Below are 22,904 nucleotides of genomic sequence, written 5' to 3' on the forward strand. Positions count from 1 at the left end.
CGCTACTCGACCACGCTGATCATGAACTGCTCCCAGATCTTCTCCGCGGTGGATTCGCCGGGGAGCGGGCGGCCGTCGGCGTCGACGAGCGAGCGGGGCTTGTTCTCCGCGTCGGCGGCGCTGAGCACGATCGACGTCGCGTACCGCGAGGTGAACCCGTTCGCCCACGCCGTCATCGAGTAGTAGCGCCCCGATTCGAGCGCCGCCGGCCGCGGACGGACCTCCGGCCAGATCGTGCGGGTGATGCCGCTCGCCACGCGGCCGGTGTCGCCGTCGAAAGCGGGCCGGGAATCCGGGGTGGTGGAGAAGATCTCGCGGCCGTCCCGGTCGACGATCGCCGCGAGGAAGTGCGGCCGGGCCCGGTGGCCGTCGACGAGCGCGGCGTAGGCGGTCGCGAAATCGGTCGCGCTCAGCGGGTGCTCGCCCGCGAGCAGGTCGACGACGTCGGCCCGGCCCGCCTCGTCGCCGAGCAGCCCCAGCCGGATCGCGGTGTCCCGGACGGAATCCGGGTCGGTCGGGCTCGCCTGCGCCGACTCGCCGCAGTCCAGCCCGTCGCACGCCACGACCGCGGTGGGACCTTCGCGCACCTGGGCCACGCGGACCACGGGATCCACCGCCGTGCCGGGTTGCTGCGGGGCGGCTGCCCAGTCGTAGCCGCCGACGGTGTCGGTGCCGCTGTGGTACGCGCGCACCGCGCCGGTGCCCGGTTCGACGGCGACCAGCGCGGCGTGCAGCTCGGGGCCGCCGACGCCCGCGACGGCCCCCTCGGCGGCCCGCTGCGCGTCGGCGTCGATGGTGGTGACGAGCGAGGCGCCGTTGCGCTGGAGCAGGTCCTCGGTGAAACCGGCGCGTTCGGCTTCCGCCAGCGCGAGCTGCCGGACGTGGTAAGCGGTGCCGGTGGTGTTCTCCTGCTTCCACTCGGTGCGACCGCGGGTCTCGGGCAGCCGCATGTCCGCCGGGGCGTCGACGAGGCCGTGGCGCTGCATCTGCCCGGCGACGTACTCCCAGCGCGCCCGCCCCTGCTCCGGGTCGTACGCCGGATCGTTCTCGGTGGGGCGCTGCACCATTCCCGCCAGCAGCGCGGATTCGCTCGGATCGAGGTCGCGGGGCAGCTTCCCGAAGTACGCCTCGGCGGCGGCGTGGATCCCGTAGGCGCCGCGCCCGTAGTAGGCGGTGTTCATGTAGGCCTTGAGGATGTCGTCCTTGGACAGCTCGTTGGTCACCTTGAACGCGAGCACCACCTCCTTGAACTTCCGGAAGTAGCTGTGCTCGTCGGCGCCGGTGGCGAGCTTGATGTACTGCTGGGTGATCGTGGAGCCGCCCCCGGCGCTGCCCGTCGCCTGCGCCCACATCGCCCGGAGGATGCCGGCGACGTCGAAACCCGGGTTGCGGTAGAAGGAGATGTCCTCGGCGGCGAGGGTGGCGTCGCGCATCGGCCGCGACACCTCCCCGTGCAGGTCCGCCACCATCGTCCGGTCGCCGGAGGGCGGCACGATCCGCGTCATCTCGGTTCGATCGGAGTGCAGCACCGCCACGGACTGGTTCGTCTCCGCCGCGATCAGCCGAGGATCGGGGGTGGGCCAGATCCAGTAGCCGATCCCGAAGGCGACGGCGCCGACGAGCAGCACCGCACCCGCGGCGCCGAGCACGACCCTGCGCACCGTCCGCCACGGCCGTCGCACCCGCCCGGCACCCCGCTCGTCCGCCGCACCGCGCACGCGTCCCCCGATCCCTCGCTCCACCGACCAGCCCCTGGAAGGGCCGCGACACGACTGATCATGGTCGGGTTCGCGGAGCCGTGCCTCGGCCGTTCGGCCGCGGAAGGCGGTTGCGGCCTCGGCTGAGCGGCCGGATCCGCACCCCCGCCGGAGGAAGTGGACGAGCCGCCCGTGCACGGGGCCCGGTTCTGGTTTGCTGATGGCGCAAGCGAAACGCGCCGGGACGTTCCCGGGGGGAGAGGGGCGAGTCGTGGGATCGACGGAGGAACCGCGCGAGACCGGACGCGACGAGGACGCCCCGCCCGCGCCGGCCCGCGGCGACATGCCCTACGGCGGAGCACCCGGGGCGCTCGTCGACTACGTCGAGTACGTCGTCCAGGTCGCGTCCTACGTGGGGGCCGCCGGTCTAGGTGGCGTGATCGGCAACCGCGCGGACGCCTCCACCGTGGCCGCCGCCAAAGCGCTGTTCCGGTCGGCGACCTCGCGCTGGCATCGGCGGCGCGAGGACGCGGCCGACGCGGCGCTCACCGAACAGGAGGCCCGCGACATCGCCCGCGGTGCCGCCCTGACGATGCACTGGGTAGGCGAGGATTCCCTGCTGGAGGTCGTGGAATCCGAGCGCCACGGGCAATCCTGGACGGTGCGCCTGCGGCACCGGCGCAGCGGCGGCGCGGCCGAGATCCTCCACGTCACCGTCGGTTCCGGTGATCCCGGACAGGCGCGGATCATCGTCGTCGCGGGTTAGCGGAACGGCTCCCCGACGTGCCAGGACGTCGGGGAGCCGAACGGTCACTCGCCTGCCGGGTTCGCGGGGACGGCGGGGGTGCCCGGCTCCAGCTCGACCGGCAGCGACTGGATCGGCTGCGCGGGAACGGCGGGCGTGCCCGGCTCCAGCGGGACCGACGGCGCGCACTCGACCGGCGTGCCCGGCTGGTCCTGCGCCGCACCGATCTGCTTCGCGGGCTCGGTCTTCAAGCCGGGGGCGCCGCGCTCCAACGGGACGGACGGCGAGCACTCCAGCGGCGGGGTCGGTGCGGAGTCCGACCCGGCGAACGCGACGGCGCCGCCCGCGCCACCGAGCACGATGGCGAGACCGGCAGCGGCGACGACGACCTTCTTGCGCAGAGCGAGCATGGGAATGTCCTTTCCTGGTGCGGAAATCCGCCCGGCGGCCGATCCGCCGGAGGTGAACCTCGGCGGTGCGCCGCGTTCGGAACCCATGAAGCCAGACCGGGGTTATCGCGGGTGTCTGGCGATCTCCATATGTCCGCCATATGCCCGCGGGTGGACGATGTGCACGCTCCCGCCAGGTGGAGCGCGGGCGCGGAAAGGGCGGCACAGTGCGGGTGTTGGTCGTGGAGGACGAGGACTTCCTCGCCGAGGCGTTGCGGTCCGGCCTGCACAAGGAGGGCATGGCCGTGGACATCGCCGGGGACGGGATCACCGCGCTGGAGAGCGTCGCCGTCAACGAGTACGACGTGATGGTGCTGGACCGGGACATCCCCGGTGTGCACGGCGACGACGTCTGCCGGCAGGTGGTCGCCGAACACCCCGAATGCCGCATCCTGATGCTCACCGCCGCCGGGCGCCTCGCCGACAAGGTCGACGGGCTCTCCCTCGGCTCGGACGACTACCTGGTCAAACCGTTCGACTTCCCCGAACTCGTCGCCCGGCTGCACGCCCTGCGCCGCCGCGCCGCGCCCGCGGCACCACCCGTGCTGCACCACGGCGACCTGCGGCTCGACCCCGCGCGCCGCGACGCGCACCGCGGCGACCGGCCGCTGCGGCTGACCCGCAAGGAATTCGCCGTGCTGGAACTGCTGATGCGCGCCGACGGCGCGGTGCTCAGCGCCGAGCAGCTGCTGGAGAAGGCGTGGGACGAGCACGCCGACCCGTTCACCAACGCGGTGCGCATCACCGTCTCCACGCTGCGCCGCAAGCTCGGCGACCCGCCGATCCTGCGCACCGCCACCGGAGTCGGCTACTACCTGGGAGCCACCGCGTGAGCATCTCGGCGACCCTGCGGCGCAGCCGGATGTCCATCCGCGTCCGGCTCACCCTGCTGCTGGGCGGGGCCGTGCTGGCCTGCGGATTGCTGCTGCTGGCCACCGTCTACGCCCTGATGCGCTACGTCCCGCGCTACGCCCCGGCGCCGAGCACGCTGCTGCAACGACCGGGCACGCCGTCCGACGGCGCGATCGCGATCCGCCCCGCCTTCGAGGCGACCATCGCCACCAGGGACGACTTCCTGGACGTGCTGCTGCAGGTCTCCAGCGTCGCGCTCATCGGATTGGCGCTGGTCGCGTTCCTGCTCGGCTGGATCATCGCCGGGCGCATCCTCGCCCCCGTCCACCGCATCGCCTCCACCGCGCGCACCGTCGCGGGCGACAACCTGCACGAACGCATCCAGCTCGACGGCCGCCGCGACGAGTTCACCGAACTCGCCGACACCATCGACACGATGCTCGACCGCCTGCACACCAGCTTCGAAGCCCAGCAGCGCTTCGCCGCCAACGCCTCGCACGAACTGCGCACCCCGCTGGCCACCACCCGCACCATGCTGCAAGTGGCCCTCGCCCACCCCGCGGACCACGAACTCGCCGCGCTCGCCCCGAAACTGCTCGCCACCAACGACCGCAGCATCACGACAGTGGAGTCCCTGCTCGCCCTGTCCCGCGCCGACCACGGCATCGCGGACCCGCACCCCGTCGACCTCACCGCCGTCGCCGAGCACGCCCTGGACCAGGTGCGCGACGAAGCGGCCGCGAGCGGTATCGACCTCCGCGCCGACCTGCGCCCCGCCCGCGTGGACGGCGACCAGGACCTGCTGCACCACCTGGTGATCAACCTGCTGCAGAACGCCGTCCGCCACAACCACCCCGGCGGCAGCGCGCACCTGACCACCGCGACGTCGGAGGGCGCGGTGACCATCCGCGTCACCAACACCGGCGAGCCGATCCCCGCCGAAGCCGCCGACCGGCTCTTCGAGGCGTTCCACCGCCACCGCACCCGCACCCGATCCCGCGGCCACGGCCTCGGCCTCACCCTCGTCCGCGCCATCGCGGGCAGCCACCACGGCACCGCCACCGCCACCGCGCGCCCCGACGGCGGCCTCACCATCGAGGTCGACCTGCCCGGACCGATCGGCTGATGCCGGTGCGGTCGGCGCACTGGCACCGTCGATACCCATGGGAATGTTCGAGATGAAACCGAAGCTCGCCACCGTGAAGGGGCGGGCCGTCCGATGCGTGGTGTGCGGGCACGACGCGTTCTGGTCCCGCGAGGTCAAGCTGAACTCCTCGGGAGCCGAGCTGATCAGCATGGCGTGGGCGAACCAGTCCGCCGTGGGCCTGATCTGCGCCGACTGCGGCTACGTGCACGAATTCGCCGGCAAGCGCCCGAAGCTGTGGAGCCAGAAGCGCGGTTACCCGGAGGGCGCGAAGTGATCGGCCGGCGCCGCTCCGCGAGGTGAAGGCCGTTCGGCGGCGGACGCCGGGTGCCGCCCGGGCATCGTGCCGACGCTGGCCGATCCGCCCGCCCCGGGGAGCCGCACCGGGCCAGGCGAACCGGCGCGCGCTCAGCCGTTGGCGGCGCTCGTGTTGATCTCGCCGTTGACCCCGCGCGGGAAGAACCCGCCCGAGGTCGCCTCCTTGTTGGTCAGGTACACGATGTTGAGCACCTGACCGGCGCTGCGGCTGTAGGTGACGCCGAACTGATCGGTGGGCACGATGTTGGCCCGCCCGTTCTCGTCCACGACGCCCTGATCGAGATCGTCGGCGCCGTCCAAGGAGTCCCGGGCATCGGAGAGCTTGACCGAAGCTTCCTTGAGGTCGCGGCCGAGCAGCCCCGTCCCCAGCAGACCGGTGTCCTTCGAGTACAGCGCACTGCGGATGTTCGCCGCGTGATAGGCCTCGGCCGCGAGAATCCCCGCCGCCGCCTCCAGATAAGTCTTGTTCGACACCAGCGGCGCGGCACCCTTGTACGCGCTCACCCCGACGTCTTCGAACAAGTAGGCCGCCAGCAGGAAGTTGTCCTCGTTGGCGAACGGGTCGAACGCCTCCCCGGACCGGACCAGACCGGCGGCCTGCGCCGCGGCGGTGAAGCTGTTCTGCAGATCGATCTCCGGCTGCGCCACCGCGGCCGAGCCCAGCGCGCTGCGCAGGAACTCCACGTGCGCCCGCTCGTCCGCCGCGATCTCCTCGGCGTACTGGCGGACCATCTTGCTCTCGAACCGCACGGAGTGGCCGCCGGTCACCCCGCCGCGAGCCCCCGCACCACCGGTCAGCTTGTCCGGGATGCCCGCTCCGGTCACGGCGTAGGAGTAGAACTGCGCTTCCAGGTACTCCAGGTTGAGCGCGAAGTTGAGGACCGCCCCATCGCTGGGTGCCTCCGCCGCGGCGGCAGTCGGCGCGAACACCGCGGACGACATCGTGGTGGCACCGACCACCCCCAGACCGCCCAACCCGGCACTGCGCAGGAAGCGGCGCCGATCAGTCTGGTTCTCCGAGCTCCGGTTGATCATCTTGACGACTTGGTTCCGACCGAACACGTGGTTCCTTCCCCCACCCCGGCGGCTTCGACCGCGTCACCCGGCCACCGCCCGAATGGTCATCTCGACGGACACCGGAGATTCGTCACCGATCACCCCGGCGCTTGGTCGACGGCGACGGCCGTTGCGCCAGGCGGCGGGAAAGGCGCCAGGCGGCACCGACGGGTGGCACCTGATCGGGGCGGTGCCCCGGACCAGTCCCCGGTGAGCGTGCGGGATGCACGATCGACGTCATCCGCCGCGCCGGATACGCCGTCGACGCTGAGCTGTGGATCGTGGACGCCTACAAGTGCGGTAGCTGCCACGAGGAAGGCAATTGCGCTGCGTCGGGCACGGACGGCAACGAGAACACCGACACCCGCAAGTGATCGAAGGGGCCGACGTGACCACCTGGCAGGAACTTCCCGGCGAGGTGCGGGATTTCGTGCGGGGGCACGTCGGCCCCGTCTCGTCCGCGGTTGAGATCACCAACGGGCGCAGCAGCGACCTCGCCGCGGTGCTCGACACCGCCGCCGGGCGCGTGTTCGTCAAGGGCGTCGAAGGCGTCAGTCGGCGAATGCGGCACCTGCGAAACGAGATCACCACCAGCACGCTCGCCGGAGACTTGGCGCCCGCTGTGCTGTTTGCCGAGGACATCGGGGAATGGCTCGTGGTCGGGTTCGAGTACCTGACCGGTCGCCCCGCGGGTCTGAGCCCCGGATCGGTCGATCTGCCGGTCGTAGCTGACGTGGTCAATCGGATCGGGGCTCGCCCCGGTGACGACACGCGGCCCCTGCGGAAGCGGTTCGGCGCTAACGATTGGTGGGGACGCCTCGACGCCGATGCGCCTGAGCTCATCGAAGGGTGGGACCTAGCCGATGCGGCTCGATGGTCGGCTGCGTTCCCGACGCTGATCGACGGTGATCGGCTCGTGCACACCGACCTGCACGGGGATCAGATCATCATCGGCGACGGCCCCGCCCGCGTGATCGACTGGGCGTTCCCCGGCGCGGGAGCGGCCTGGGTCGATCCGGCGTTCATCGTTCTCCGGCTGATCGAAGCCGGACACGAGCCAGCCGACGCCGAGCAGTGGGCGCGCACCCACTTGAAGGGGTTGCAGGGCACCGACGACGCGCACCTGACCGCGTTCGCCGTCTACCTCGCGGGCATGTGGACGCACTGGACGATCACTCGCACCGGCCCCGGCCTGCACCACCGGGCCGGTCTCGCCCGCGACTACGCCGCATGGCGACTCGCACAGGAATCCGAGGCGTCGGAGAACTGATCTCGATTGCAGGGTTCAGCGGAGGTCGATCTTGAACCGACCGAATCCTCGCGTCCTTCACCAGCGAAAATGCGCCCCCGGCAGGATTCGAACCTGCGACACCGGCTTTAGGAGAGCCGTGCTCTATCCCCTGAGCTACGGGGGCGTGCGTCGACGTGTCGACCCTCGGAGGGTACCGGCCGGGGATCGCCGGGCGACAGCAGGGAGTGGTGAAGCGGCCGTTGGTGATCGAGTGGTCGCGTATGGTGAGGTGATCGTCACTGGAGAGCCGAGCCGGCCGTGCCGATGCGGTCTGGGGGAGTGGGCATGGGCAACGAGAACCGCGGCGACGTCGAGCAGCTCATCCAGGCAGGGTCGATCGGGCAGGTGCACGTCCACCAGCGGGTTCCGGTGGCGTTGCGCGCGGAGGAGATGCCGCCGGGGCAGGCCGGGTTCGTGGACCGCGAGTCCGAGCGCGCCGAGCTGGACGCGGCGGTGGCGCGCAGCGGGGACTACCCGACGTGCGTGCTGGTCACCGGGCCGCGGGGGTCGGGGAAGACGGCACTGGTGCGGCAGTGGATGCACGAGTCTTCGCAGGTCTTCCGGCACGTGGTCCGCATCGATCTGCAGGATCGGCCCGCGTCGAAGCAGCGGGTGATCGAGCACTGCCTGCGCGCCTTCGGGCTGGAGGTGCCCGTCGACGCGGACTCGGCCGAGGGGCGGTTCCGCAGCTTCACCCGCGAGCACGACGTGGCGCTGGTGCTCGACAACGTGGCGGCACCAGCGAGTTTGCTGCCGTTGGTGCCGACCTCGGCCAACGGCTTGCTGGTGCTCATCGGGTGGCGGCAGTGGCCGGAGCTCGTCGTCCGGGGCGTGGTTCCGTTGGGGTTGCGGCGGCTCGACGCGGACTCCGGTGTGGAGTTGCTGCGCGTCGGGGCCGGGCAGCGGGTGGACGAGGAGCCGGAACAGGCGCGGCGGCTCGTGGAGTTGTGCGGCGGGCTGCCGATCGCGCTCCGGATCACCGCGGGCCTGCTGGCGAAGCGGCCGGGGCGCGCGTTGGCGCGGGTCGTGGCCGACCTGGAAGTCGACGGGCGGCTGGAGAAGTTCGTCGAGGACGGCGTGCCGGTCGTGCTGGAGCACTTCGAGCAGGTACTCGCCGCGCTCACCGAGCGGCAGCGCGAGCTGTACCGGTCGCTGGGGCACGTGCCGGGGCCGACCTTCTCCGCCGAGGTCGTCGCCGCGCTCGCCGAGATCTCCTCCGACAATGCCGAAGACCTGCTCTACGACCTGCACGACGCGAACTTGCTGGAGTGCACCGACCGGGGCGAATACCGGTTCCACGACCTCGTCCGCCTCCACGCCGCACGGTTGCGCGGTGAGGACGGCGGCGCGCTGCGACGGCTCGTGGACTGGTACCGGGCACGGGGCGCCTACGCGGACCGTGCCGCCATGGAGCCGGACCGGCTGCGGATCGGGCAGGACGACCCGCTGGTCGCGGGGCCGCAACCGTTCACGCGGGACGCCGCGGTGGCGTGGCTGGAGCGGGAGCGGGTGAACCTCGTCCACGTCCTCGCCGCCGCCTTCGAACACGGGTGGGACCGCGCGGTGATCTCGCTCTGCGACAGTCCGCTGTGGACTCTGCACCACAAGCACAAGTACTACGCGGACGTGGTGCCCGCGCTGGAGCTCGGAGTCGCCGCGGCCGAGCGGTGCGGTGACGCCGTCGCCGAGTCGCGGCTGCGCACGCTGCAGACCCAGCTCCTGCTGGAACTGCGGGACTTCGCGGCGGCGCGGCGATCCGGTGAACGGGCGCGGACGCTCGCGGAGCAGGCCGGGCACCGGCGGGTGCTCGCCTCGGCGCTGGAATTCCTCGGCAAGGAGCGGGCCGCGGTGCAGGACTGGGACGGGGCGCTGGCGCTGTTCGCGCAGTCCCGGGAGATCAACCTCGAACTCGGCAAACCCCGTGCCGTCGCGCTGCAGGAATACCTCATCGGGCGGTCGCTGGTCGGGCGGGGAGATCCGCGCGCTGCGCTGGAGGCGTTGGACTCCGCGCGGAACCGGCTCCGGGAATTCCCGAACGATCGGCGCACGCCCGGCCGCATCCGGGTCGTCGCCGCACGCGCGCACCAGGCGTTGGGACGGCACGCGGAAGCGATCGAGGAGCTGCGCGCCGCCGAAGCCGGAATCCGGGAGCTCGGCGGAGGCCACGACCTGGCCGAACCGCTCGAACTGCTCGCGAAATCCCTGCGCCACAACGGGAACGAGGCCGCGGCCCGGGACGCGTTGGCGGAGGCGGTCGACATCCTGGAGACCGAGCACGACCCGGACGCCCCGCGCCTGCGCGCGCTGCTCGACTAGTCGAGCCAGGGCCGCGGGGTGAACGGGGTGACCGGTTCCGGGGCGGCCGGGAACGCGGGTTCCGGCAGGCCCAGCCGGTCGTAGAGGACCGCGCGGAGCCGGGACACCGCGTTCAGCGGCGGCAGGAAGGCCCGCGCCTCCAGGTCCTCGTGTCCGGGGACCGGTGTCGCGCCGTCCACCTGGCGCACGAGATCTCCCGAGCGCACCCGCCGCGCTCGCGCACCGAGCTCCGCGATCGGCGTGCCCGGCGCGACCTCGGTGTCGCCGAAACCCGCCGACAGCAGCGGTTTCCCGAGCGCCGCCGCGTACAGCGCCAGCGACCCGTGGTCGGCCACGACCACGTCCGCGGCCACCAGCGCAGCGCGCCAACCCCGCTGCGGCGGGACCACGACCAGCCCCGCCCGCCGCGCCCGGCGGGTCCACTGGCCCAGCTGCCACGTGCCGTGCCGGGACCAGACGTTCGGGTGCAGCACCAGCACGACCTGCGAATCCGGGAACATCGCGGCGAATTCTGCGGGCAGCTGCGGGTGGCGGGCGAACAACGAGTGCGGGCCCCAGGTCGAACTGATCAGCACCGTCCGCCGCCCGCCCAGTTCCGCGCGGTAGTGCTCGCGCATCGGCAGGCTCGCTCGGAGCCGGGCGTAGCAGGGATCGCCGACGACGATCGCGCGCTCGGCCGCCTCGGGGCAGGAATCGCGCAGCAGCGCCAGCTGGTTCTCGTGCGAGAGCGCCAGCACCTCCGGGACCACTCGGCCCCCGTGCAGCAGCTGCTCCGGCGACAGACCGGAAATCCCCCGCGCCACACCCGAATCCGTCGGGCGGAGCTTGTGGTAGCCCGCGCCGTGCGGGAGCGTCAGCACCGGGACGTCCAGCTCGTGCAGGGCGCCGTTGCTGCTGGGGGAGATCGCCAGGTCGACGTGGTCCTTCGTCGCGTCCCGCCACGGCAGCGAACGCATGCGTGCCGCGTCCAAGTGGTCCTGCAGATCCGCCTCGAACTCCGAACCGGCCGCGACGGTGAAGCGCGCCTCCACGCGGAAATCGTCCGCGAGCACGGCGAAGACGTCGTGCAACCGGTCCAGCGCGGTCAAGGTGCGGACCACCCCGAGCACCCGGCGGCGAACCGGGATCGTGGACCAGCGATCCGCCCGCTCAGCCACGACAGCCCCCGCTCCGGGACTCCGGGACTCCGGGACTCCGGGACTCCGGGACTCCGGGACTCCGGGACTCCGGGACTCCGGGACTCCGGGACTCCGGGACTCCGGGACTCCGGGACTCCGGGACTCCGGGACTCCGGGACTCCGGGACTCCGGGACTCCGGGACTCCGGGGCGGATTGTCCACGCGCGATCGGGGAGTCCGCGTCGGGGGCGGCGTCGGCGGCGGGCACGGCCGCCGATCCTAACCGCCCTGGATCTCCGGCCGGTCCTGCTCCGGATCTCCCCGGTCGATCTCCACCCGGTTCCGCCCGGCCCGTTTCGCCCGGTACAGCGCGATGTCCGCCGCCGCGAACAGGTGGTCCAGCTTCGCGGGGCCACCGGCGACGCCGATGCTCACCGTCGGCGGCTGCCGGGTGCGGCCCAGCACCAGGCGCCAATCGTGCCGGTCCACGGCCGCGCGGATCCGTTCCGCGACGACCGGGCCCGCATGGCGGGGATCCTCCGCGTCGTCCACCAGCAGCACCACGAACTCGTCCCCGGCCCAGCGGCAGAGCAGGTCGTCCGCGCGGCACTCCCGTCGCAACAAGTGCGCGACCTCCTGCAACGTCGCGTCGCCTGCCGCATGACCTGCAAGATCGTTGACATCCTTGAACCAGTCGACGTCGAGCAGGACCAACCACGGGATGCGCCCCTGGGACGCCGTGGTCTCCAGCAGGACCGGCGCCTGGCGCTGCAGGCCGAGGCGGTTCACCAGGCCCGTCAGCGGATCCCGCACCGCGGCCTCCTGCGCGGCCGTCGCCATCCGCTGCGCCTGCACCGCGACCCGCCGCTGCTCCAGCGCCTGCCCCAGACCCTCCTGCAAGGTCTCCACCGCGATCCCGCTCGCGCGCACCGTGCGCCGCAGCGCCGCCGCCTCGCCCACCGCGTCGCCGAGCTGCACGCAGATCGCGGCCAAGTCCAGCGAATACCGCATCATCTGCATCGTGTCGCCGATGCTCTCGGCGTTGTCCAGCGCGCGGCTCGCGAAGGTCCGGGCCTCGTGCAGATCGCCCTCGTCCCGGTGGACCACGGCCAGCACCCAATTGGCCACCGCCATGCAGAACCAATCGTCGGTCTGCTTGCTCAGCTCCAAGGAACGCCGGGCCAGCCGGTCCGCCTCCGGCAGCCGGCCCAGCCCGGCCAGCGCCCGCGCACCGCCCGCGAGCGCCACGCGCTGCAGCTGGCCCTTGTCGACGACCAGCAGCGCCTCGTCGAACAGGTCGCGGGCCGTGGTGAACAGCCGCTCCGCCGACTCCACGTCCCGCGCCACCGAGCGGAAGATCAGCGCGCTGGCCTGGCGGACCAGGCAGTGCGCCAGCGTCTCCGGATCACCGGCCTTGCGCGCCACCTGCACGGCGAGCGTCATCAGCTCCAGCGCGGAGGCGCGGTGCCCGATCGTCTCCAGCAGGTTGCCGAGGATGCTGATGGTCTGGGCCGCCGACTTGCCCGCGGGCTGGTCGGAATCCAGCTCCGTCCAGCCCTCCGCTGCCAGTTCGAGCGCCTGCGGGATCCGGTTGAGCCGCCAGGACAACCACGCCCGGTGCACCAGCACCGTCGCCCGGTTCCACTGCTCGCCCACCCGGTTCACGCCGGTGGCGATGAGCTCGTCGAAGGCCACGTCGGCCTCGTGCAGCCGACCGGAGTCCAGCAGCAGCCGCACACGACGATCCTGCGCGGGGATGTGCCCCGACATCAACGAATCATCCTGTCGCACGGCGTCTCCGAGATCGTGTCCCTCGTGCCCCGTTCCCCGCGTCCTGCTACAGGCTACCGGGGCTCGCCGCGCCGGTACTTGTCGTGATGGACCACGTCCTCCAGCGGAGCGCGCCGCCGCCAGCCGTGTCGTTCGAGGTCAGGGGTTTCCGCGAGGGCGTCGACGGGACCCACGCAGAGCCACGCGACCGGCCGCACGCCGCTCGGGATGTCGAGCAGGCGGCGCAGGAAGTCCTCCCGGTAGAAGCTCACCCAGCCCACACCGAGCCCTTCGGCGGTCGCGGCCAGCCACAGGTTCTGGATGGCCAGGCAGACCGAGTACAGGCCGGCGTCGGCGATCGCGTGCCTGCCCAGCACGGCGGGGGAGCCGCGGTCCGGGTCGTAGGTGACGGCGATGCCCAGGCCGGATTCGACGATGCCCTCGACCTTGATCTTCGAGAAGGTGTCGGCGCGCTCGCCGCTGAGCTCGGCGGCGAACACGCTGCGTTCGGCGAGCACGTGTTCGCGGAAGGCGCGCCGGGTGGACTCGTCGCGGACCAGCACGAAGTCCCACGGCTGGCTCAGGCCCACGCTGGGCGCGCTGTGGGCGGCCGTCAGCACCCGGTGCAGCACGTCGGCGGGGATCTCGCCGCCGGTGAACTCGGAACGGACGTCGCGGCGGCGCGCCAGCACGTCGTAGAGGTCGGCCGCGGGCATCGGGTCGGTGGATCGAGCGGTGGTCATTGGCTCGATCCTGCCGTGCCGTCCGCTCCGGGCGTGATGGTGGGGAGCACATCGGGACGGGTCGTGACCCGCTGTGCACGCGGCGGCACCCGCCGGTCCACGGGACGGTGACCGGCCGCCTCGACCATGGCGGAAACGGCGGTGGACGAATCCGCCACCTGTGGACGACTCGCGCGATTTCGCGAGAAATCGAACGCCCGCCACGCCGCCATGATCGACTCGCGGAGGTCGTGAGCTGGGGTGATGGCTGTTCCTGGCGCGTTCCCCTTGCAGAGCCTCCCGCAGATTTCTCGCGAAGTTTGCGGGAGGCCCGCTCGGGGGTCCGGTGGGGTCAGCGCTTGGCGGGGCTCGGGTAGGGGAGCAGGGCCATCTCGCGCGCGTTCTTGATCGCGTTCGCGACTTCCCGCTGCTCCTGCATGGTCAGCCCGGTCACCCGGCGCGATCGGATCTTGCCGCGATCGGAGAGGAACTTGCGCAGCAGCGCCGCGTCCTTCCAGTCCACCTGGACGACGCCCTCCTTGCGCAGCAGGTTCTGCTTGCGGCGGGGTGGTCTGCGGTCGTTGGTCGCCACGGTGATCACCAGCTCGACTTGGTCACGCCGGGCAGCTCGCCGTGGTGCGCGAGCTGGCGCAGGCGCACTCGGGAGAGCCCGAACTTGCGGAAGTACCCGCGCGGCCTGCCGTCCACGGCGTCGCGGTTGCGGACGCGGGTCGCGCTGGCGTCGCGCGGCTGGCGGGACAGCTCCGCCACGGCGGCGTCGCGCTGCTCGGCGGAGCTGCCCGGCGCGGAGATGATCCGCTTGAGCTCCGCGCGCCGCTGGGCGTGCCGGGCCACGATCACCTTGCGCTGCTCGTTGCGGGCGATCTTGGACTTCTTGGCCACCTGGCCTCCTTCGGGGTAGTCGGGCGCGCTCAGCGCTCCTCGCGGAACTCCACGTGCCTGCCGAGGACCGGATCGAACTTGCGCAGGCGCAGGCGGTCCGGGTTGTTCCGGCGGTTCTTCCTGGTCACGTAGGTGAATCCGGTGCCGGCGGTGGAGCGCATCTTGATCACCGGGCGGATGTCGTTGCTCGCCATCAGACGCGCTCCCCTCGTGCTCGCATCTCGCCGACGACGGACTCGATGCCGCGCTTGTCGATGGTCTTGATGCCCTTCGCCGAGACCCGCAGCCGGATCCAGCGGTTCTCCGAGGGCAGCCAGTACCGGCGTTGCTGCACGTTGGGCAGCCAGCGGCGGCTGGTGCGCACGTGGGAGTGCGACACCTGCTTGCCGTAGCCGGGCTCCTTCCCGGTCACTTGGCAGCGGATTGACACCTGAGCCTCCTGGTAACGACAGTCGTTTTCATTAAGGGTACCGTGTCGGCACAGCAGATGAAAACCGTTCCCGATTGGGGCCGCAGGTGGGCAACAGAACCGAACCGTCCCGGACCGCCCGAGTGCCGTTGATCATGGTGGCCGGGCTCCACGAAGAGCACGTCGCGGCGACCGCGGAATCCGCCCGCGCCACCGACCCGCAGGGCACCGCCGTCGTGCACCACGACCTGCGCGAGGTCACCGGCGGAGTCGTCCGCCGCCACCTCCGGCAAGGCGACTCCGAACAGCTCACCGTGCTCGAACTGGCCCACGGCTGCGTCTCCTGCACGCTGCGCGAGGACTTCCTGCCGCTGCTGCGCAGGCTCGCCGCCGCCCCCGACGTGCGGCGCATCGTCGTGCGCCTCGACCCGTCGCTGGAACCCGAGGCGATCTGCTGGGCCATCGAGCACGTCGTCGTCGACTCCGCGCCCGTGGCCGAGGACGTCGAAGTCCAGGCCGTCGTCACCGCCGTCGACCTGCCGAGCTGGCTCACCGACGCGGGCGGCGACGAACCCCTCTACGAACGCGGGCTCGCCGGCAGCCCCGACGACGAGCGCACCGTCGCGCAGGTCGGCGTCGGGCAGGTCGAATTCGCCGACGCCGTCGTGCTCGCGGGCGACGCCGACCGCTGGCAGGCCGTGCGCACCGAAGCCGTGCTGCACCGGCTCACCCCGGCCGCGCCGTTCGCCGCGCTCGACCTGCCCGCGCTGCTGCGCCGCGTCCCGGACAACGCCCGGCGCGGCGAGGTCGACGGCGCGCACGGGCCGCTGCTGCGCGGGCAGCCCCCGCTCGACGACGAGGCCGGGGTCTCCGTCGTCGTCTTCGAGCAGCGCCGCCCGTTCCACCCCGAGCGCCTGCACGACTCGCTGGACGTGCTGCTCGACGGAGTCGTGCGCACCCGCGGCCGCGCCTGGGTCGCCAGCCAGCCGGACACCGCGCTGTGGCTCGAATCCGCGGGCGGCGGTCTGCGCGTCGGGCACGCCGGGCCGTGGCTGGTGACCCAGAGCCCCGAGCAGTGGGCCGAAGTGGACCCGGAACGCCAGGTCAAGGCCTCGCTGAACTGGGACGACTACTACGGCGACCGGCTGCAGGAGCTCGTGGTCATCGCGCACGAGGCGAAGCCCGGCGACATCCGCGACGCGCTGCTGGCTGCGCTGCTCACCGACGAGGAGCTGGCGCTCGGCGAGGCCGCGTGGCGCGACTTCCCGGACCCGTTCGGGGAGTGGCACGAGGACCCGTGCGCCGAAGACGAACCGGAACAGGCGCCCGCGTCGCGCGAACGCGGCGGCGACCGGTGAGAACCCGCACGGCGGGCATGAGCAGGCGGTGCCGCGGGGTAGTCCCGGCACCCGAGCCCGCTCGGGCGAGCAAGGTCGTCCCAGCACGAGGAGGAGACACGTGAAACCGAACATCCATCCCGAGTACGGCCCGGTCGTGTTCCAGGACCGCTCCACCGGAACCCGGTTCCTGACCCGCTCGACCGCGACGTCGGAGGACACCGTCACCTGGGAGGACGGCGAGACCTACCCGCTGATCGTCGTCGACATCACCGCCGACTCGCACCCGTTCTGGACGGGGAACCAGCGAGTCCTCGACAGCGAAGGCCGCGTCGAGAAGTTCCGCCGCCGCTACGGCAACCGCACCCGCTGAGGAGAGCACCGCATGGCAGTTCCGAAACGCAAGACGTCCCGCAGCAACACCCGGCACCGGCGCTCGCAGTGGAAGGCGACCGCTCCCGAACTGGTGCCGATCGTCGTCGACGGAGAGCGCAAGCTCGTCCCGCGCAACCTGATCCGCTACTTCCAGCAGCGGTGAGAAGCCGTCGCGCCGGTGTTGCCCGGTGGCCTGCTCGCAACGTGATCGCGGGCAGGCCACCGGGACGTCTCCGTTGACGGGGCGGGCGGCGAAACCGCTGGTGCGGCTGGGAGTCGAGTCACATCCGGGCGGGTCCGGGGCGCGTTGAGGCCCGTTCTCAGGTCCTTCTCAGGGCTTCGCGCAACACTGTCCGCATGCGCATCCTCGTCGTCGACGACGACCGGGCCGTGCGCGAGTCGCTGCGTCGCTCGTTGCAGTTCAACGGCTACCAGGTGGAACTCGCCGCGGACGGTCAACAGGCCCTGAACTGGCTGGCCGACCAGCGGCCGGACGCGATGGTCCTCGACGTGATGATGCCGCGCCTGGACGGCCTGGAGGTGGCGCGCAGGTTGCGCAGCACCGGCGACGACCTGCCGATCCTGGTGCTCACCGCCCGCGACGCCGTCTCCGACCGGGTCGCCGGCCTCGACGCGGGCGCAGACGACTACCTGCCGAAACCGTTCGCGCTGGAAGAGCTGCTGGCCCGGCTGCGCGCCCTGCTGCGCCGCGCCTCCCCGGCCGAGGACGACGGCTACGACAGCCCGCCCGCGCTGCACTTCGCCGACCTCGACCTCGACCCCGGCACCCGCGAAGTGCGCCGCGGCGACCGCCCCATCAGCCTCACCCGCACCGAGTTCGCGCTGCTGGAACTGCTGATGGCGCACCCCAAGCAGGTCCTCACCCGCAGCCGGTTGCTGGAGGACGTGTGGGGCTACGACTTCCCGACCTCGGGCAACGCCTTGGAGGTCTACGTCGGATACCTGCGCCGCAAGACCGAGGCCGAAGGCGAACCCCGCTTGATCCACACCGTGCGCGGCGTCGGCTACGTGCTCCGCGAGACCCCGCCGTGATCGAATCCGCCCCGCCACCGCCCGAAGCGAGCCCCGGCCGCGACCGGTTGCAGCGCATCTCGCTGCGCAACCGGGTCACGCTGCTGGCGGCGATGTGCGTGGCCGGAGCCGTCGCGCTCGTGTCGCTCGGCGCGTTCTTCACCGTGCGCGACAGCCTCTACGAGCAGCTCGACGACAGCCTGCTGCGCCGTGCCGTCGAAGCCGAAGCAGGACCGCTGATCAGCGCTCCCGCCGGGTTGCAGGGCGTCCCCGTGGCGTTCTACACGGCGGCGAACCTGCAGATCAGCGTGCTCTACCCGAACGGAGCGGAGCTGGCGCCGGGCAAGCGGCCGCCGTCCGGGGCGCTGGAACTGGCCGTGGCGCAGGGGAAGCTGCCGAAGTCCATCCGCACCGACGACGCCACCAACAGCCGCATCGTGGCGGTGCCCGCGGACAACGGGGCGCTGGTCATGGCGCAGTCGCTCGCCCCGACGAAGGCCACGCTGGCGCAGCTGAGCCTGGTGCTGGTCGTGATCGGCGGGGCGGGGATCTTGCTCGCGGCCGCCGCGGGCACCGCCGTGGCCAGCGCCGGGCTGCGCCCGGTGCAACGGCTCACCGCGGCCACCGAACGCGTCGCGCTGACCGGGGATCTGCGGCCCATCCCCGTGTCCGGGGACGACGAGCTCGCCCGGCTCACCACCTCGTTCAACGACATGCTCGGCGCGCTCGCCGAATCGCAGGAGCGGCAGCGAAGACTCGTCGCCGACGCCGGGCACGAGTTGCGCACGCCGCTGACCTCGTTGCGCACCAACCTGGAACTGCTGATGGCCGCCGCGCAGCCGGGGGCGCCCGCGCTGTCCGAACAGGACCGCGAGGAGATGTTCGAGGACGTGCGCGGGCAGATCACCGAGCTCTCCGCGCTCGTCGGCGACCTGGTCGAACTGGCCAGGGAGGACGCTCCGCAGGCCGTGCACGAACCGGTCGAGCTCGTCGACGTGGTCGAACGCGCGCTGAACCGGGCGCGCAGGCGCGCGGGTCCCGTCGAGTTCGACGTGCGGTTGCAGCCGTGGTCGATGATGGGCGACGCCACGGCGCTGGAACGCGCGGTGCTGAACCTGCTGGACAACGCGGCGAAGTGGAGTCGCGACGGCGGCACCGTGCGGGTCGGCATGCACTCCGACGGCGCCGGCTCGGTGGTGCTGGAGGTCGCCGACAGCGGGCCGGGCATCGCCGAGGCGGATCGGCCGCACGTGTTCGAGCGGTTCTACCGGTCGTCGCTGGCGCGCACGCTGCCCGGCTCGGGGCTGGGGCTCTCGATCGTCAAGCAGGTGGCGGAGCGGCACGGCGGTAGCGTCTGGGCCGGTGCCGCGCCGGAGGGCGGCGCGCTGCTGCGGATGATCCTGCCGGGGCACCTGGCGTGATCCCGCCGCGGTCCCGGCGGGAGGTGTTCGACCCGGTCGTGGGCGCGGACTGCTCCGGCCGGAGGTGGCGAGCGGCTGATCGGCGGCGCCGGTGGTGACCTGTTTCGCGGGCGTTGGTGCCTGCGTGTGATCCTCGTGCCGTCCGGAAGGGTTCATTCGGAGCAATCTGCCCGAAAATCCAACAGCATCGAACACATTTGGTGATCACTTTCGGTGGATACCCCGATTTTCCCGGTGAGTCATTGCGGGTAGTGTTGGTTCATGTTGACTTGACGAGTCAAGTCAGCAGCATCCTCACGAACAGGACGCGCACCGACGCAGTGCCCGCCCGATGACGAGCGGTCCGGGCCGGCTGGATGGGACGGGTGGAGTGCTCGCACGCCAACGCCAGGAAGTGATCCTCGACGAGGTGCGGCGCACCGGCGCCGTCCAGGTCAGCGAGCTCGTGCTGCGCTTGGGCGTGTCCGACATGACCATCAGGCGCGACCTCGACGCGCTCGCTCGCCAAGGGCTCGTCGAGAAGGTCTACGGCGGCGCCACCACCACCCTCGGTCGCAGCACCGACGAGCCCGGCTTCGAAGCGAAGTCCGTGCGCCAGCTCGCCGAGAAGGAAGCCATCGCCCGCGCCGCGGCGAGCCTCGTGCGACCCGGCACCGCCATCGGCCTGTCCGCGGGCACCACCACCTGGACCCTCGCCCGGCACCTCGACGACATCCCCGACCTGACGGTCGTGACGAACTCCGTCCGCGTCGCCGACGTGCTCCAGCAGCGCGGTCGCACCGACCGGACCGTGGTGCTCACCGGCGGCGTCCGCACCCCGTCGGACGCCCTGGTCGGTCCGGTCGCGGTGCAATCGCTGCGCGCCCTGCACCTGGACCTGGTGTTCCTCGGCGTGCACGGCATGGCGCCGCGCGCCGGGTTCACCACGCCGAACCTCAACGAGAGCGAAACGAACCGCGCACTGGCCGAAGCGGCCAGCAGGCTCGTGGTGGTCGCCGACCACGCGAAGTGGTCCACGGTCGGCATCTCCACCATCGTCGACTTCGCCGAAGTCGACGTCCTGATCAGCGACGACGGCCTGCCCGCCGACGCCAGGCAACTGCTCGCCGAGCAGGTGCACGAGCTCGTGATCGCCGAATCGGTGCTCACCGCGGAATCCGCAGCAGACAAGCCCGGCCCCGAACAGGCCGGCAGCGATCAGGAGGCCGCGCGGTGAAGCGCACCGTCCGGGAACTGGCCGACGGCAGGCAGATCCTCTACTACGACACCGATCCGGCGAGCGCGCGCGACGCCGTCGACGGGCGCGACCTCCCGTCGCGGCCACCGGTCTCCGAGATGCGGCGGGATCCGCTGACCGGCGAGTGGGTCGCGATGGCCGCGCACCGCCAGACCCGCACCTACAAGCCCCCGGCCGACCAGTGCCCGCTGTGCCCGAGCACGCCGGGCAGGCTCACCGAGATCCCCGAGGCCGATTACGAGGTCGCGGTGTTCGAGAACCAGTTCCCGTCCTTCGCCGCCGCCGAACCCGATCCGTCCGCAGTGGACGGAATGCCGATGGTGCCGACCGGGCGGGCGCGCGGGCGCTGCGAGGTCGTGTGCTTCACCTCCGACCACAACACCTCGTTCGGCCAGCTCACCCCCGCCCAGGTGCGGACCGTCGTGGAGGCGTGGGCCGACCGCACCGCCGAACTCGGCGCGACACCCGGTGTGGAGCAGGTCTTCTGCTTCGAGAACCGGGGCGAAGAGATCGGCGTGACGCTGCACCACCCGCACGGGCAGATCTACGGGTACCCGTTCGTCACGCCCAAGACGGAGCGGATGCTGCGGACCGCCGAGGACTACCGGGCGCAGCACGGCAGGCCGGTGCTCGGCGACGTGCTCGCGGCCGAACGCGCCTCCGGCCGCCGCGTGATCGTGGACTCCGAGCACTGGACCGCGTACGTGCCCGCCGCCGCCCGCTGGCCCGTCGAAGTGCACGTCGTGCCGCACCGCCAGGTGCCCGATCTCGTCGCCCTCACCGACGCGGAACGCGACGACTTCGCCACCACCTACCTGGAAGTGCTGCGGCGCCTCGACGGCCTCTACGACCGGCCGCTGCCCTACATCGCGGCCTGGCACCAGGCCCCGGTCCGGACCGGCCGGGACCTGTCCTGGTTGCACCTGGAGCTGTTCTCGGTGCTGCGCTCCGCGGACAAGCTGAAGTACCTCGCCGGATCGGAATCCGGCATGGGCGTGTGGATCAACGACGTCACGCCGGAGCAGGTGGCCGACCGGCTCCGCGCGGTGTGAACCACCGGGCCGCCGGGAGCGCGCGCTACGCGCGGTGAACGGCGGCCGAAGCCGAGCTCCCGTCCGGGGGACGTGTCGCGGGGGAGTTGTCGATATTTCGTCGGCCACTCCACAGGCGGGTCTCAGGCGGTTCTCAGCTGAATGCCCCAAAGTGGGGAACATGAACGACGAGCCCCAGCGCGGCTCGGGCGAACCGTCCGAGGACCCGCGGCAGCAGGCAGACAGCAGCGGAACGGCGCACCTTCCGCAGGCGACCGGCGACACGCCGCCTGCCGGGGCGTTCGACGGATCCGCCACCGCCCAGCAGGCCCACCCGTACGGTGATCCGGCGTACGGGCAACCGGTCCAGCAACCCGGTGGCCACGCCGCGACGCAGCAGCAACCCGGCCCCTACGGGTACGAGCAGCAAGGAATCGGCGGCGCCCCCGGCGGGCAGTACCCGCACATGGGCGCCCCGCAGCAGCACGGCTGGTACCAGCAGCCGATGGGCGCGGTGCCGGTGCAGGAGAACCGCGCGGGCAAGCGCACCGGCCTGGTCGCCACGGCGCTGGTCGGGGCGCTGGCCGTCGGTCTCATCGGCGGTGGCGTCGGCGGCTTCGTCGGCTACCGGCTCGGTTCCTCCGGCTCCGAATCGCAGGCCACGAGCCTCGAACAGCAGCCGCCCGCGCGCAGCGCCAGCGTCGCCCCGGAAGGGTCGGTGCAGGGCGTGGCGCAGAAGGTGCTGCCGAGCGTGGTGCAGCTGCAGGTGCAGAGCGCGCAGGGATCCGGCGAGGGTTCCGGGATCGTGCTCAGCCAGGACGGCTACATCCTCACCAACGCCCACGTCGCCGAAGGCGCCGGTCAGGGCAACTTGACGGCGCTGTTCCACGACAACCGGTCCGCCTCGGTCCGGGTCGTCGGATCCGACCCCAAGTCGGACCTGGCCGTGGTCAAGGCCGACATCACCGGGCTGACGCCCGCGGAGCTGGGACGGTCGGACGATCTGCCGGTCGGCTCGCCCGTCGTGGCGATCGGTTCGCCGTTCGGGCTGTCCGGCACGGTCACCAGCGGCATCGTCAGCGCGAAGGACCGGCCGGTGCGGGCCGGCGGCCAGAGCGGTGACCAGTCGAGCGTGCTCAACGCGCTGCAGACCGACGCCGCGATCAACCCCGGCAACTCGGGCGGCCCGCTGGTCGACATGGACGGACGGGTCGTCGGCATCAACTCGGCCATCTACAGCCCCGGTACCGGGCAGGAGCAGGGCGGCTCGGTCGGCCTCGGCTTCGCGATCCCGATCGACCAGGCGCAGCGCACCGCGAAGGAGCTCAAGGACACCGGCTCCGCCACCCAGACCACGCTGGGCGTGCGCATCACGAGCGCTCGGGAGGGCGGCGCGGTCATCGCCGACGTCGTGCCGAACGGTCCGGCGCAGGCGGCGGGGATGCAGAACGGCGAGCGGATCACCAAGTTCGACGGCCGGTTCATCGAAGACGCCGACGCGCTCGTGGCGACCGTGCGTTCGCACCAGCCGGGGCAGAAGGTCCAGGTGACCTTGACCGGCGCGAACGGTGGCCCGGAGCGGACGGTCGACGTCGTGCTCGCCGGCCAGAAGGGCTGATCGACCACCCGGCCGCACCGGCGGCCATCCGCACGGCCCGTCGGGCCGCGGTGACAAGGAGAA

General features: G+C 72.0%; 24 protein-coding genes and 1 tRNA gene. 14 read left to right on the forward strand and 11 right to left on the reverse strand.

The genetic code is table 11. The features are described 5' to 3' along the window. Positions 1–2: 2 nt before the first annotated feature. Positions 3–1,742, reverse strand: coding sequence for a transglycosylase domain-containing protein (locus tag BJ969_RS01360; protein ID WP_221315670.1), 1,740 nt, complete (start codon positions 1,740–1,742; stop codon positions 3–5). Positions 1,743–1,968: 226 nt separating this feature from the next. On the opposite strand from BJ969_RS01360, the gene BJ969_RS01365 reads away from it, so the two are divergent. Further along, positions 1,969–2,463: a hypothetical protein gene (locus BJ969_RS01365; protein WP_184476550.1), complete on the forward strand. Its 495-nt coding sequence runs from the start codon at positions 1,969–1,971 to the stop codon at positions 2,461–2,463. A gap of 44 nt (positions 2,464–2,507) precedes the next feature. On the opposite strand, the gene BJ969_RS01370 is transcribed toward BJ969_RS01365, so the two are convergent. Next, positions 2,508–2,852 (reverse strand): hypothetical protein, encoded by a 345-nt coding sequence (locus tag BJ969_RS01370; RefSeq protein WP_184476552.1) that lies wholly within the window; start codon positions 2,850–2,852, stop codon positions 2,508–2,510. A 206-nt stretch (positions 2,853–3,058) separates the two neighbouring features. On the opposite strand from BJ969_RS01370, the gene BJ969_RS01375 reads away from it, so the two are divergent. The 3 genes from BJ969_RS01375 to BJ969_RS01385 are packed head-to-tail and all read left to right on the forward strand — an operon-like array spanning position 3,059 to position 5,164. After that, positions 3,059–3,724 carry a response regulator gene (locus tag BJ969_RS01375; RefSeq protein WP_184476554.1) on the forward strand — a complete coding sequence of 222 codons (666 nt, stop codon included), beginning with the start codon at positions 3,059–3,061 and terminating at the stop codon, positions 3,722–3,724. After that, positions 3,721–4,869 (forward strand): ATP-binding protein, encoded by a 1,149-nt coding sequence (locus BJ969_RS01380; protein ID WP_221315672.1) that lies wholly within the window; start codon positions 3,721–3,723, stop codon positions 4,867–4,869. Before BJ969_RS01375 ends, BJ969_RS01380 begins: the two co-directional genes overlap by 4 nt. Positions 4,870–4,906: 37 nt before the next feature. Continuing rightward, positions 4,907–5,164, forward strand: a complete 258-nt coding sequence (locus tag BJ969_RS01385) for a hypothetical protein (RefSeq protein ID WP_221315673.1) — start codon at positions 4,907–4,909, stop codon at positions 5,162–5,164. A gap of 131 nt (positions 5,165–5,295) precedes the next feature. Here BJ969_RS01385 and BJ969_RS01390 read toward each other — a convergent pair whose 3' ends face one another. Beyond that, on the reverse strand, positions 5,296–6,267 hold the full coding sequence (locus tag BJ969_RS01390) for a ferritin-like domain-containing protein (RefSeq protein WP_343071169.1): 972 nt from the start codon (positions 6,265–6,267) through the stop codon (positions 5,296–5,298). A 382-nt stretch (positions 6,268–6,649) separates the two neighbouring features. On the opposite strand from BJ969_RS01390, the gene BJ969_RS01395 reads away from it, so the two are divergent. Then, positions 6,650–7,531 carry a hypothetical protein gene (locus tag BJ969_RS01395; protein ID WP_184476556.1) on the forward strand — a complete coding sequence of 294 codons (882 nt, stop codon included), beginning with the start codon at positions 6,650–6,652 and terminating at the stop codon, positions 7,529–7,531. 72 nt (positions 7,532–7,603) lie between these two features. On the opposite strand, the gene BJ969_RS01400 is transcribed toward BJ969_RS01395, so the two are convergent. Continuing rightward, positions 7,604–7,676 (reverse strand) — tRNA-Arg (locus tag BJ969_RS01400). A 161-nt stretch (positions 7,677–7,837) separates the two neighbouring features. On the opposite strand from BJ969_RS01400, the gene BJ969_RS01405 reads away from it, so the two are divergent. Next, positions 7,838–9,868, forward strand: coding sequence for an AAA family ATPase (locus BJ969_RS01405; protein WP_184476558.1), 2,031 nt, complete (start codon positions 7,838–7,840; stop codon positions 9,866–9,868). On the opposite strand, the gene BJ969_RS01410 is transcribed toward BJ969_RS01405, so the two are convergent. From BJ969_RS01410 to rpmB, 7 genes are all read right to left on the reverse strand, one after another. Then, positions 9,865–11,025, reverse strand: a complete 1,161-nt coding sequence (locus tag BJ969_RS01410) for a hypothetical protein (RefSeq protein WP_184476560.1) — start codon at positions 11,023–11,025, stop codon at positions 9,865–9,867. The genes BJ969_RS01405 and BJ969_RS01410 overlap by 4 nt on opposite strands. 240 nt (positions 11,026–11,265) lie before the next feature. Beyond that, entirely contained in the window at positions 11,266–12,756 is a 1,491-nt protein-coding gene (locus BJ969_RS29930; RefSeq protein WP_184476562.1) for a GGDEF domain-containing protein, read from the reverse strand. Between the two features lie 74 nt (positions 12,757–12,830). After that, positions 12,831–13,499: a 5,6-dimethylbenzimidazole synthase gene (gene bluB / locus BJ969_RS01420; RefSeq protein WP_184476564.1), complete on the reverse strand. Its 669-nt coding sequence runs from the start codon at positions 13,497–13,499 to the stop codon at positions 12,831–12,833. 331 nt (positions 13,500–13,830) lie between these two features. Continuing rightward, the gene (rpsR, locus tag BJ969_RS01425; protein WP_184476567.1) at positions 13,831–14,070 is read right to left on the reverse strand and encodes a 30S ribosomal protein S18; all 240 of its coding nucleotides are present in this window, start codon (positions 14,068–14,070) and stop codon (positions 13,831–13,833) included. A 5-nt stretch (positions 14,071–14,075) separates the two neighbouring features. Then, a complete protein-coding gene (gene rpsN / locus BJ969_RS01430; RefSeq protein ID WP_184476569.1) occupies positions 14,076–14,381 on the reverse strand; it encodes a 30S ribosomal protein S14 in 306 nt (101 codons plus the stop codon). 29 nt (positions 14,382–14,410) lie between these two features. After that, entirely contained in the window at positions 14,411–14,575 is a 165-nt protein-coding gene (gene rpmG / locus BJ969_RS01435; protein WP_184476571.1) for a 50S ribosomal protein L33, read from the reverse strand. Continuing rightward, entirely contained in the window at positions 14,575–14,811 is a 237-nt protein-coding gene (rpmB, locus tag BJ969_RS01440; protein ID WP_184476573.1) for a 50S ribosomal protein L28, read from the reverse strand. The genes rpmG and rpmB overlap by 1 nt, the downstream gene beginning before the upstream one ends. 86 nt (positions 14,812–14,897) lie before the next feature. Here rpmB and mrf point away from each other — a divergent pair, with 86 nt between their 5' ends. From mrf to BJ969_RS01480, 8 genes are all read left to right on the forward strand, one after another. Further along, entirely contained in the window at positions 14,898–16,148 is a 1,251-nt protein-coding gene (gene mrf, locus BJ969_RS01445; RefSeq protein ID WP_425503510.1) for a ribosome hibernation factor-recruiting GTPase MRF, read from the forward strand. Positions 16,149–16,248: 100 nt separating this feature from the next. After that, positions 16,249–16,500, forward strand: coding sequence for a type B 50S ribosomal protein L31 (locus BJ969_RS01450; protein WP_184476575.1), 252 nt, complete (start codon positions 16,249–16,251; stop codon positions 16,498–16,500). 12 nt (positions 16,501–16,512) lie between these two features. Next, a complete protein-coding gene (gene rpmF, locus BJ969_RS01455; RefSeq protein ID WP_184476577.1) occupies positions 16,513–16,665 on the forward strand; it encodes a 50S ribosomal protein L32 in 153 nt (50 codons plus the stop codon). 194 nt (positions 16,666–16,859) lie between these two features. Continuing rightward, positions 16,860–17,555 (forward strand): response regulator transcription factor, encoded by a 696-nt coding sequence (locus BJ969_RS01460; RefSeq protein WP_184476579.1) that lies wholly within the window; start codon positions 16,860–16,862, stop codon positions 17,553–17,555. Further along, complete coding sequence (locus tag BJ969_RS01465; RefSeq protein WP_343071170.1) at positions 17,552–18,955, forward strand: sensor histidine kinase; 1,404 nt, start codon at positions 17,552–17,554, stop codon at positions 18,953–18,955. The genes BJ969_RS01460 and BJ969_RS01465 overlap by 4 nt, the downstream gene beginning before the upstream one ends. A 370-nt stretch (positions 18,956–19,325) precedes the next feature. Continuing rightward, positions 19,326–20,171 carry a DeoR family transcriptional regulator gene (locus BJ969_RS01470; RefSeq protein ID WP_184476581.1) on the forward strand — a complete coding sequence of 282 codons (846 nt, stop codon included), beginning with the start codon at positions 19,326–19,328 and terminating at the stop codon, positions 20,169–20,171. Next, positions 20,168–21,244, forward strand: a complete 1,077-nt coding sequence (gene galT / locus BJ969_RS01475) for a galactose-1-phosphate uridylyltransferase (protein ID WP_184476583.1) — start codon at positions 20,168–20,170, stop codon at positions 21,242–21,244. The genes BJ969_RS01470 and galT overlap by 4 nt, the downstream gene beginning before the upstream one ends. 160 nt (positions 21,245–21,404) lie before the next feature. Continuing rightward, a complete protein-coding gene (locus tag BJ969_RS01480) occupies positions 21,405–22,841 on the forward strand; it encodes a S1C family serine protease (RefSeq protein WP_246456652.1) in 1,437 nt (478 codons plus the stop codon). Positions 22,842–22,904 lie beyond the last annotated feature (63 nt).

The organism is Saccharopolyspora gloriosae (assembly GCF_014203325.1).
Lineage (GTDB): Bacteria > Actinomycetota > Actinomycetes > Mycobacteriales > Pseudonocardiaceae > Saccharopolyspora_C > Saccharopolyspora_C gloriosae.